At 41.6% G+C, this 9,689-nt stretch carries 11 protein-coding genes, 1 tRNA gene and 1 pseudogene; 9 read left to right on the top strand and 4 right to left on the bottom strand.

Annotated features, from left to right (window positions below):
• Positions 1-215 precede the first annotated feature (215 nt).
• Complete coding sequence (locus BLW34_RS13920) at positions 216-428, bottom strand: DnaJ domain-containing protein (protein WP_090580828.1); 213 nt, start codon at positions 426-428, stop codon at positions 216-218.
• A gap of 322 nt (positions 429-750) precedes the next feature.
• Here BLW34_RS13920 and BLW34_RS13925 point away from each other — a divergent pair, with 322 nt between their 5' ends.
• A complete protein-coding gene (locus BLW34_RS13925) occupies positions 751-1,056 on the top strand; it encodes a YciI family protein (RefSeq protein ID WP_090580830.1) in 306 nt (101 codons plus the stop codon).
• A gap of 175 nt (positions 1,057-1,231) precedes the next feature.
• Positions 1,232-2,029, top strand: a complete 798-nt coding sequence (locus tag BLW34_RS13930; RefSeq protein WP_090580833.1) for a peptidylprolyl isomerase — start codon at positions 1,232-1,234, stop codon at positions 2,027-2,029.
• 38 nt (positions 2,030-2,067) lie between these two features.
• Here the strand turns inward: BLW34_RS13930 and alr are convergent, their stop codons facing one another.
• Complete coding sequence (alr, locus tag BLW34_RS13935; protein WP_090580836.1) at positions 2,068-3,159, bottom strand: alanine racemase; 1,092 nt, start codon at positions 3,157-3,159, stop codon at positions 2,068-2,070.
• A gap of 401 nt (positions 3,160-3,560) precedes the next feature.
• Here alr and ftsY point away from each other — a divergent pair, with 401 nt between their 5' ends.
• From ftsY to BLW34_RS13970, 7 genes are all read left to right on the top strand, one after another.
• On the top strand, positions 3,561-4,544 hold the full coding sequence (ftsY, locus tag BLW34_RS13940; RefSeq protein WP_090580839.1) for a signal recognition particle-docking protein FtsY: 984 nt from the start codon (positions 3,561-3,563) through the stop codon (positions 4,542-4,544).
• Between the two features lie 37 nt (positions 4,545-4,581).
• A complete protein-coding gene (gene ftsE, locus BLW34_RS13945) occupies positions 4,582-5,235 on the top strand; it encodes a cell division ATP-binding protein FtsE (protein WP_090580842.1) in 654 nt (217 codons plus the stop codon).
• Positions 5,232-6,140 (top strand): permease-like cell division protein FtsX, encoded by a 909-nt coding sequence (gene ftsX, locus BLW34_RS13950; protein WP_090544166.1) that lies wholly within the window; start codon positions 5,232-5,234, stop codon positions 6,138-6,140. Before ftsE ends, ftsX begins: the two co-directional genes overlap by 4 nt.
• A 276-nt stretch (positions 6,141-6,416) precedes the next feature.
• Positions 6,417-7,265 carry an RNA polymerase sigma factor RpoH gene (gene rpoH, locus BLW34_RS13955; RefSeq protein WP_090580845.1) on the top strand — a complete coding sequence of 283 codons (849 nt, stop codon included), beginning with the start codon at positions 6,417-6,419 and terminating at the stop codon, positions 7,263-7,265.
• A 306-nt stretch (positions 7,266-7,571) separates the two neighbouring features.
• Positions 7,572-7,784 (top strand): transposase, encoded by a 213-nt coding sequence (locus BLW34_RS13960; RefSeq protein ID WP_090544160.1) that lies wholly within the window; start codon positions 7,572-7,574, stop codon positions 7,782-7,784.
• A 70-nt stretch (positions 7,785-7,854) separates the two neighbouring features.
• Positions 7,855-7,947: transfer RNA gene (locus BLW34_RS13965), tRNA-Ser, on the top strand.
• A 287-nt stretch (positions 7,948-8,234) separates the two neighbouring features.
• Positions 8,235-8,558, top strand: a complete 324-nt coding sequence (locus tag BLW34_RS13970; protein ID WP_143037946.1) for a hypothetical protein — start codon at positions 8,235-8,237, stop codon at positions 8,556-8,558.
• A gap of 45 nt (positions 8,559-8,603) precedes the next feature.
• Here BLW34_RS13970 and BLW34_RS13975 read toward each other — a convergent pair whose 3' ends face one another.
• Both BLW34_RS13975 and BLW34_RS13980 read right to left on the bottom strand, forming a co-directional pair.
• Entirely contained in the window at positions 8,604-8,963 is a 360-nt protein-coding gene (locus BLW34_RS13975; protein WP_143037947.1) for a transposase, read from the bottom strand.
• Positions 8,960-9,541: pseudogene (locus BLW34_RS13980) on the bottom strand (IS4 family transposase); the annotation flags it as partial. The gene BLW34_RS13975 and the pseudogene BLW34_RS13980, both read right to left, overlap by 4 nt.
• Positions 9,542-9,689 lie beyond the last annotated feature (148 nt).

Genomic DNA, 9,689 nt, shown 5'->3' on the forward strand with positions numbered 1-9,689 from the left:
CCAAATCGAGTCCGGCCTTTTCCTAGCTCGCTCACTACCACGCCTCTTAAACGCAGCAGCAGTAGGTGGTTTGAAGCCTCCGCCTGTACGGCGACTCCGAGGGACCTACCCTCATCTCTTGTGTAGCATAGCTGCACGAGGGAATTTCACCCCCTGTGCGCCTTCGTGGCACACTTTCATCCAGGTGGAGTTGAAATTCCTGACCTTTTTTCTAATTAACTACCCAATTGATCATAGGCCACCCGTTTTTCGGGATCCTTGAGTGTTTCATATGCTTCGCTAATTTCTTTGAAGGGAATCTCTACGTCAGGGGCATCACTAGCATCTGAGTGATATTTGCGTGCCAACTTATGATAAGCGCGTTTAATACCATCTTGTGTCGCATTTCGTTCGATGCCCATAATATTGGAGTAATCTTTGAATTTCATTTTAATTTATTTTCTATAATTCACTGGGTTTCCCAGTAAAATCAAATTTAGATCTAATATTATTTATATTCAAGCTAAATTCCATTCAGTAAAATCAAGAAAGTATTTAACAATATTTTTAAACTACTAACCGTTGGTAAATCAATGTTAAGTATAAAAAATTTAATACATATAAAGTAATCTTCGTTCAGCTAACTGTGGTGAATTCATTTAAAAATTGCGGGATAGAGAGATATTTTGATAAAAGAAGCATAAACAGTTTTCTAAATTTTAATCTAAATAATTAATAGATAAGATAAACCAATAGAACAGGTAATAAAATATGAGGTTTTATGTGATAAATGGGGAGGATGCTCCAAATAGTCTTGAGAAGCGTATGATAGCCAGGCCAGCGCATTTAGAGCGCATTAAGGCATTACAAAACGAAGGGCGACTTATTCTTGCAGGACCCTATCCAGCTATTGATAATCCTGACCCTGGGCCTGCCGGGTTTTCAGGGAGCTTAATTGTGGCAGAGTTTGCTTCACTAGAGGCCGCGCAATCTTGGGCAGAAGCAGATCCTTATGTTATCTCAGGGGTATTTTCAAAGGTAACTGTTAAACCATTCAAAAAAGTTTTACCGAACTAGACCAAGTTGAATTTATAGAGGATAAGAGATCATAAAAAATCATCAATAATGATTATCAGATATTTTAGTTACCTATGCTTATAATATGCAAAGAATCACACTTACAATCACATGTTAGTTAGAGTGTAATCTTGTATAAATGTATATCAACTTTAATTTACTTAGAGGAAGTTGCATGCGCTTAATAAAATTTCTATTGTTAATATCGGTCGGTATGTCGGGTTTAGTCGCCGTTTCTCTTCAAGCTCAATCGACTGCTGCCGTAGCGAAAGTGAATGGAGTGGTTATTCCGCAGGCACGACTTGAATTTATGGTCAAAGCTGCTGTTGCTCAAGGTCAACCCGATTCTCCCGAAATGAGAAATACCCTGCGTGAGAATCTCATAGCTGAAGAAGTTATTGTGCAAGAGGCTCTTAAAAAAGGACTTGATCGGAATTCGGATGTGATAACTCAAACCGAACTTGCTCGTCAGGCAATATTAGTTAGAGCATATCAGGCTGATTACATCAAAAATAATGCCGTGAGTGACGATGTCTTACGGCGAGAATATGAAACTGTGAAAACACAGATGGGTGATAAGGAATATAAAGCACGTCATATCCTTGTTGAGACTGAGGCAGAAGCCAAAGATATAATCGCCTCTCTTAAGAAGAAAGGTGCTTCTTTCGAGAAACTGGCAAAAGAGAAATCAATTGATGTGGGTAGTAAAAACAATGGTGGTGAATTAGGCTGGAGCGCAGCTGCAGCATATGTCAAGCCTTTTGCAGATGCTTTGCAAAACTTGAAAAAAGGTAATACCACTGATAAGCCGGTACAAACCTCTTTTGGTTGGCATGTAATTCGCTTGGAAGATATACGTCCTACAGTAACGCCTCCGTTTGAAGAAGTAAAAATGAATATGCAGCAACGTGTATTACAGCGAAATTTTGCAGCGGCTGTTCAAGATTTGCGTAGTAAAGCTAAAGTGGAGTGATCTTATTTTGCTTGGGAATCAGTGAAGTTAAATAGCCTTTACTGATTCTCGTTTGTTACTGTTAATGTTTTAACTCTTGAAGATAAAGCGCAAAACAGTTCATAACTGATTGTACCTGCAGATTTTGCTACTTCTTCGATTGGTAACTCGTTTCCCCACAAAATTACTGGGCTTCCAATATTGGCATTTTGAATTTTAGTAAGATCAACAGTGAGCATGTCCATGGATATACGTCCAACTATACGGGTGCGCTGACCATTGACAAGTACAGGCGTGCCAGTAGGTGCATGACGTGGATAACCATCTGCATAACCACATGCAACGACGCCAATGCGCATTGGTTGCTCGGTCTGAAATTGACCACCATATCCAACTTTATCTCTTGTAGTAAGATGTTGTATGGCGATTATCTTGCTTGATACCGTCATGACAGGGCGTAAACCTAGTTCTGCAGCAGTTTTATCTATCAGTGGGGACGCGCCATAGAGCATGATACCAGGACGCACCCAGTCAGCATGTGTTTCAGGGTAACGTAAAATAGCTGCGGAGTTTGCCAGTGAGCATGGCAGATAATGTTTTCTAAAAACCGTAAAGAAATCGTTGAGCTGCTGGTTGACTTCGTCCTTTTGGAAGGGGTCATCTGCGCAGGCAAAATGCGTCATCAACGTAATTTGGCTAATGAGCGAGTTAACTCTTAGCGTTTCAAGTACAGCTAATCCTTGCTCGGGTGCGAAGCCAAGCCGGTTCATCCCAGTATTGATTTTAAGAAATACATTTATTTTATTTTTTTGTTTTGCCGTGGACAGCATTGCCAACTGTTCTTGATGGTGTATTACCGTGCTTAAGTGGTACTGTTTAATAACAGTCAGATCTGCTGCAGAGAAAAAGCCTTCAAGAAGTAAAATAGGCTGATAAACACCGGCTTCTCTTAAACGAACAGCAGCATCGAGTTCGAGAACAGCAAAAGCATCTGCAGCTCTTAGAGCGTGTGCAGTACTGAGTAATCCATGCCCATAAGCATTTGCCTTTATTACCGCCATTATTCGTGCGTTTTGCGTATGTTTGCGTACGATGCAAAGGTTATGCTTAAGTGCTGAGAGATCAATCAGCGCATGGATTGGGCGAGGCATTGATATTATTTATTTGGAAGATAATGATTATTTCAATTAGCTGGATTTTATTATATTTGTTCTTAACAGCAGGTGTTTCAGAAATGCAAAAATAGAAAATATATTTAATTAAACCAGTGGCTTATAATAAATACAAGCAGGTTGTTTTTGAACTAATTGTGGAATTAAAGCAGGCAGTATTAGCTATCAGAAAAATGTTTTGATGTAACATATGAGTATGATGTATTAGAAAACCTATGTTAATAGGATAATTTAGTATTTCTAATCCCGCAATTTATTGATTATTCTAATGATGTGATAAGGGTCCAGCGTTTAGTTCTTGTTTTTAGCTCACCCAAATTTGGGTAATAGGAATAAAATCAATGTTTATTTTGAATTCAGAATAGTTACAGCCTATCAGAATGTTTAGTCTTTTTAAATCTAAAAAAAATTCTACGGAAGATACTTCTAAGTCGGAAAGCCTAGTAAGCAAAATTAGACAGGGGCTTACTCGAACCCGACAAAATTTTGGTAAGCAGTTATCTGGTTTGTTTGGTAGGGGTAAAATTGACGAAGCGCTCTATGACGAACTTGAAACTGTCTTGCTTACCGCAGATACTGGTGTGAATGCTACTCATTGGTTGCTAGATACATTACGTAAGAAAGTTAAACGTGATGCGCTGAGCGACGCGGAACAGCTAAAAGGAGCACTGCAGGAAACTTTGGTTAGTTTGCTTGCCCCATTAGCACAACCGCTTGATGTTACGACAAAAAAGCCATTTGTTATTATGATCACAGGTGTGAATGGTGTTGGTAAAACTACAACAATTGGAAAACTTACCCATTATTTTCAATCACAGGGCAAATCAGTATTGCTTGCTGCTGGAGATACATTTCGTGCTGCCGCACGAGAGCAACTATTGGCATGGGGCGAGCGTAATGGCGTTACAGTCATAGCGCAGGAAAGCGAATCTCAGAAAAAGAGCGATCCTGCAGCTGTCATTTTTGATGCAATCAATGCAGCCAAAGCACGTGATATTGATATAGTACTGGCCGATACCGCTGGCCGCCTGACTACTCAATTGCATCTGATGGAAGAAATTAGAAAGATAAAACGTGTTATTACCAAAGCGTTACCAGATGCACCACATGAGGTTTTGTTAATACTGGATGCTAATACAGGCCAAAATGCAATTAATCAACTCAAGGCTTTTGATGAAGCACTTGGAGTAACCGGTTTAGTTCTTACCAAACTGGATGGAACTGCTAAAGGTGGTGTAATAGCTGCCATAGCTGCACAATATCCACAAAATCCTCCAGCCTTACGCTTTGTAGGAGTGGGAGAAGGACTTGATGATCTTAGGCCATTTGATGCGCAGGAATTTGTCGAAGCACTATTCGATTAAGTACTGAGTGACTAGATTCTTGTTTGTTGAGTATTTTATGATCAGTTTTAAGAGTGTTTACAAACGTTACCCAGATGGATACGAAGCTTTAAAGAATGTTGCTTTTACGATTCATCCAGGTGAACTCGTATTTGTTTCCGGCCACTCAGGTGCTGGTAAAAGTACCATGCTGAAGCTTATTGCGGCAATTGAGCGTCCCACATCTGGCCATGTCATGGTAAGCGACCAGAACATCAATGCACTCAAAAAAAATGCGATTCCTTTTTTGCGGCACAGCCTGGGTTTAATTTTTCAAGATCAGAAAATTTTGTATGATCGTACTATTTTTGCCAATGTTATGCTGCCACTACAAATACGTGGCTTTCAGAAAAAGGCAGCGGCTGGAAGAGTTCGTGCTGCACTTGATAAGGTTGGTTTACTAGAAAAGGAGAACGCTTATCCGATTACATTATCGGGTGGCGAGAAGCAGCGATTGTGCATTGCCAGAGCTGTGGTTCATCGTCCATCAATTTTGATAGCCGATGAGCCAACTGCAAATCTTGATGTTGATTATGCGCAAAGCATTATGGAAGTATTCAGATCCTTTCATCAAGTAGGCGTTACTGTAGTAATCGCCACGCACGATACAGCGCTATTAAATGATACTCGATATCGTACCCTTTTACTCAATCAAGGAAAACTGACTGTATGAGTATGTGGTTGTCTCAACATTGGCAAGCGCTAAACCAGACACTCAGGCAGCTCGTCAATACGCCATTATCTAGCCTGCTGAGTATTATTGTAATTGGTATTGCTTTCAGTTTACCTCTTGGTATTTATACCCTGCTAGGCAACTTGCAGACTATTTCGGGAGATGTTACCGATACTCCACAATTAAGTTTGTTTCTTAAGCTGAGCACGACGCAAGAAGGCATTGAAAATATTAATTCACGGCTGGAAAAACTCTCTTATATTGCAAGTTTTCAATTTATCTCCAAGGAAATTGCCTTGCAACAACTGCAACAAGAGGGTGGCCTAACTGAAGTTGTAAATAATCTTATAAGAAATCCATTACCTGATGCTTTTATTATCAATCTTCAGCAAGTTACACCTGATGAACTAGAGAATATACGCGCTACTATAAAAGAATGGTCTGAGATAGAGCATGTTCAAGTCGATACAGATTGGGCCAGGCGATTGGATGCTTTTCTCAGATTGGGCCAGCTTGCCGTATTGATGTTAGCAGTTTTATTGAGCTTGGCATTGGTTATAGTAGTTTTCAACACCATTCGCCTACAGATATTAACCAAGCGAGATGAAATTGAAGTCTCGAAATTAATTGGCGCTACAGATAGCTTTATCCGCCGCCCTTTCCTCTATTTTGGTGCGATACAAGGAGTAGCAGGTGCGGCAGCTGCCTGGCTACTCATTGCCTTGGGTATTCAGGCAATCAATGAGAGTTTGATTGAGCTTGCACAACTCTATGCAACAGACTTTCATTTGAATCATCTTTCTTTACAAGATAGTCTTAGCTTGTTTATTTTTTCAGCATTGCTGGGATGGTTAGGGGCAAGATTATCAGTTGCACAGCATCTCTCTCAAATCGAACCAGAATAAATGGGTTGATTCTAGATGAGTAGCTTTTTCCTTGCCAAACATCTCATATAACTCGCTCAGTTTCTAAATTTTAACTTCTTAACTTTATGAGGAAGAATGTTTCTCTGAAGCTTCAAGAAGTATTTGCTCTATTTCCAGAGCGTTTTCAATTGAATTCCACCTCAAAGGTTTTATCAAATTGGGAAACTTCAGGAAATTTTAGCACTCTCATTGCATGAGTGCTAAAATAAAAATTAAGTTGATAAAGAATCTAAAATTGAGATTAAAGGAGAAAGCATGACAACTAATTTAGTGTTGCCAACGATAGTGGGAGGAAGTATTGAAGGATATATTCAGACTGTTAACCGCTTTCCTATATTATCCCAAGAGGAAGAAATTCGTTTGGCGAGATGCCTGAGGGATGAAGATGATATAAAGGCTGCTCATCAATTAGTGTTATCACATCTAAGAGTAGTAATTGCGATAGCTCGTGGTTATTTAGGTTATGGGTTACCGCATGCTGATTTAATACAGGAAGGTAACATCGGACTAATGAAAGCCGTGAAGCGGTTTGATCCAGAACGTGGCGTGCGTCTTGTGTCATTCGCTATTCATTGGATTAAAGCAGAAATTCATGAGTTCATCATGCGAAATTGGAGATTAGTCAAGATCGCAACAACCAAACAGCAACGTAAGCTATTTTTTAACTTGCGAAGCATGAAACAAGGTTTGGACACCATGAACCAAGGAGAGGTGGCTGCTATAGCGAAACAGTTGGGAGTCAAATCTGAAGAAGTAATAGAAATGGAAACTCGTTTTAGTGGTCGCGATATCTCATTGGAACCATTATCTGATGAAGATGATGAAAGTTGTAGTCCAATTAGTTATTTAACTGATGGAGTTGATCCATCACAGGTATTTGAGAATGAGCAGATTTCTCGTTTATGTCATGAGAAACTTAAAGAATCACTTTTAAATCTTGATGATCGTAGCCGCCATATTATTGAGGCTCGCTGGTTAAGAGAAAAAGATGCTGCGACACTTCATGAATTGGCTGAAGAACTAGGGGTATCAGCCGAGCGAGTTAGGCAGATTGAAGCCAAGGCAATTCAGAAAATAAAAAATATAGTTACCGTTGCTATCTAATTTTATATGTAAAGGCTATGTTTGATCGTGTTCAGAAGTGTTTAAAATGGGTTGAATAAGTAGGATTTACACTTCTTGTTATAAGAAGGAGTCTTGAAATAATTCGATTATTTGTCATATCGTTGCGACTATGATCTCAACCATTTTATGAAGTCAATGTACCAAAGCGACTTATCAGAGGAAGAATGGGGGCTAGTCTCGCGTCATTTTGAGCATAAAGATCAATGAGGGAAAAAGCCGATTCACAGTAAACGTGCTATCGTCAATGCGATTCTCTACATCAGCAAAAGCGAGGCCCAATAGCGCATGCTGCCAAAGGATTACCCGCCGCGGAAAACCGTTTACGACCATTATTGGCGCTGGAATCAACGAGGGGTGTGGGAAGCTGCACTGGACGAAATCAATGAGATCCATAGAAAAGAAACGGCAAAAAGCCAGCCCCAGGGCAAACGCACGAATTATCCACTAGCCACAACCGGTATCGCAATGCCAAGGCTGATTGTGGCTAAATGTGTATGATTTTTCAAGACAGCTTCTAAGTAAAACTGGTAAACTATGAATATTCTTATATTTATTTGAATACTTAAGTGGAGAGGTACCGAAGTGGCCATAACGGCGCTGACTCGAAATCAGATGGTTGGGGTAACCCGGCACGTGGGTTCGAATCCCACCCTCTCCGCCATATATTCAATAAAATCAATGCCTTACATTAGGTAATGTGATTTTATACCACATAAAAGCCCACAACGCGAAGTAGCTTGTGGGCTTTTTTCGACACTTCCCATCGAGGCCCGTACATCGCAGGCTAGACTGCGCCAGAAGCAGTACAAGCGATGATCGCGTATGGCGTTCGTACAAACGGAGGGATGATGCAGCAACTAACAATTGCCGAGCAAATGCTTTACTCAACGGTAAAGCTGACTGCTTTACGTGGTGGTGCTCCATTCAGCACAGGCCACGGGTTTTTTCGTGAACTTTGCTGTTGATGGGGATAGGAGCGTCCCAACCATCGTCACGAATAAGCATGTAGTGCGTGGTAGTGATCAAGTTACAGCAATTTGTCATCTCGCAGATCAAGAGCGCCCCTCTGGGAAATTTGTTGCATGCCATATGGGAACAGGACCAGGCATGATTTTCAACCACCCGGACCCGAACGTGGATTTGTGCGCAATCCCCATCGGAAACATCCTTGAACAGGCGATGGCTGCCAAGAAACCAATTTTCTGCCGACATTTAGGATTGGACCCTGATGTATCCCCACGAAATTACCCTCTCTCCAATGAATCGAAGTAATCTACTAAAAGGGCTTGCGCCTGCTCCAACATTGAGGCGGATAATTCAAAAACGACATAGCGGCAAGCTATCGCTGTTGACCTTAATGTGCCGCTCGATATCAGTACCTTTTAAACGTATCCCCGTAAGCCAAAGCGCAAAAATGATGAGCGCGGCAATTAATAACAGGTTGGCTCGGCGTTCGGCTTCAATCCGACTTTCGCTGGTAAAATCCAAACCATAATGCGTACTTTTGGTGTCTCGCAAGCCTTCCTCAATTTGCATACGGCTTCGATAATAATCCACGACCCGCACTGCAGAAAACGCTTTTAGCGAGGGCGATACAACCAGAAGCCAAGGCTCTTTTTCGCGCCTGGCATGTTTACGACGGGCACTGGATTTTCTTGGATGATGTTGGGCGGTCAGCTGTTTACGACCTCTAGCGGGCCTATAAAAATCACCCGCTCACCGTTTAGCGGATGGCTACGTACCCAACGGGCCGGGCCTAAGCACTTGGGTGTTGTTCGAGTGGCTTTAGCGTAGAGTGACTTTGCCGCCAGCCAATCGTTAGGCCGGTTGACCCGGGCAATGAAATCGCGATTGCGGATTCGCCCGAGCCAATGCCAGCCCGGATTTTCAACTTCGCGAAAGAATGGCGTGCGAAATCCAGAATCAGCAACGATGATAGGCGCTACATCGGCTGGTAGCAATGCTTGCAAACTCCTAAGAAATCGCTGCTGTATCCGACGGTTGCCCAGTTTCTTAACGGGATGAATTTCTTCGTACAAGGTAACGGAACGCCCTCCCGTAGGCAAAGCCGCTCGTAAGCGTTGCTGATGCTGATCTGTTGTCAGGGGCGACCAGCCGATAAGGATCAAGGGCATGGGCAGGGATTGCAATAGCCATCGGGTCATGGCGCCGTATATCTCCATGCGTTCGCTGTTGAGATGGTAATTGCCGGCTAAGCGATCCATACGCTTGATTTTGTGTTTGATATAGGCAGGTCCGGAAAGCGACGTAAGCGTTCAGCGCTACCACCTATTATTGTTTCTGCTTTAGAAGCTGTCTGGCAAAACGATTTCCATTAGAATCAAGTATTTTTTGATAGTAAGCTAAGAGATGTCATACAAAACGGATATAAATGATGAGGAA

This window comes from Nitrosomonas sp. Nm58, from assembly GCF_900107335.1.
In the GTDB taxonomy this organism is placed as follows: domain Bacteria; phylum Pseudomonadota; class Gammaproteobacteria; order Burkholderiales; family Nitrosomonadaceae; genus Nitrosomonas.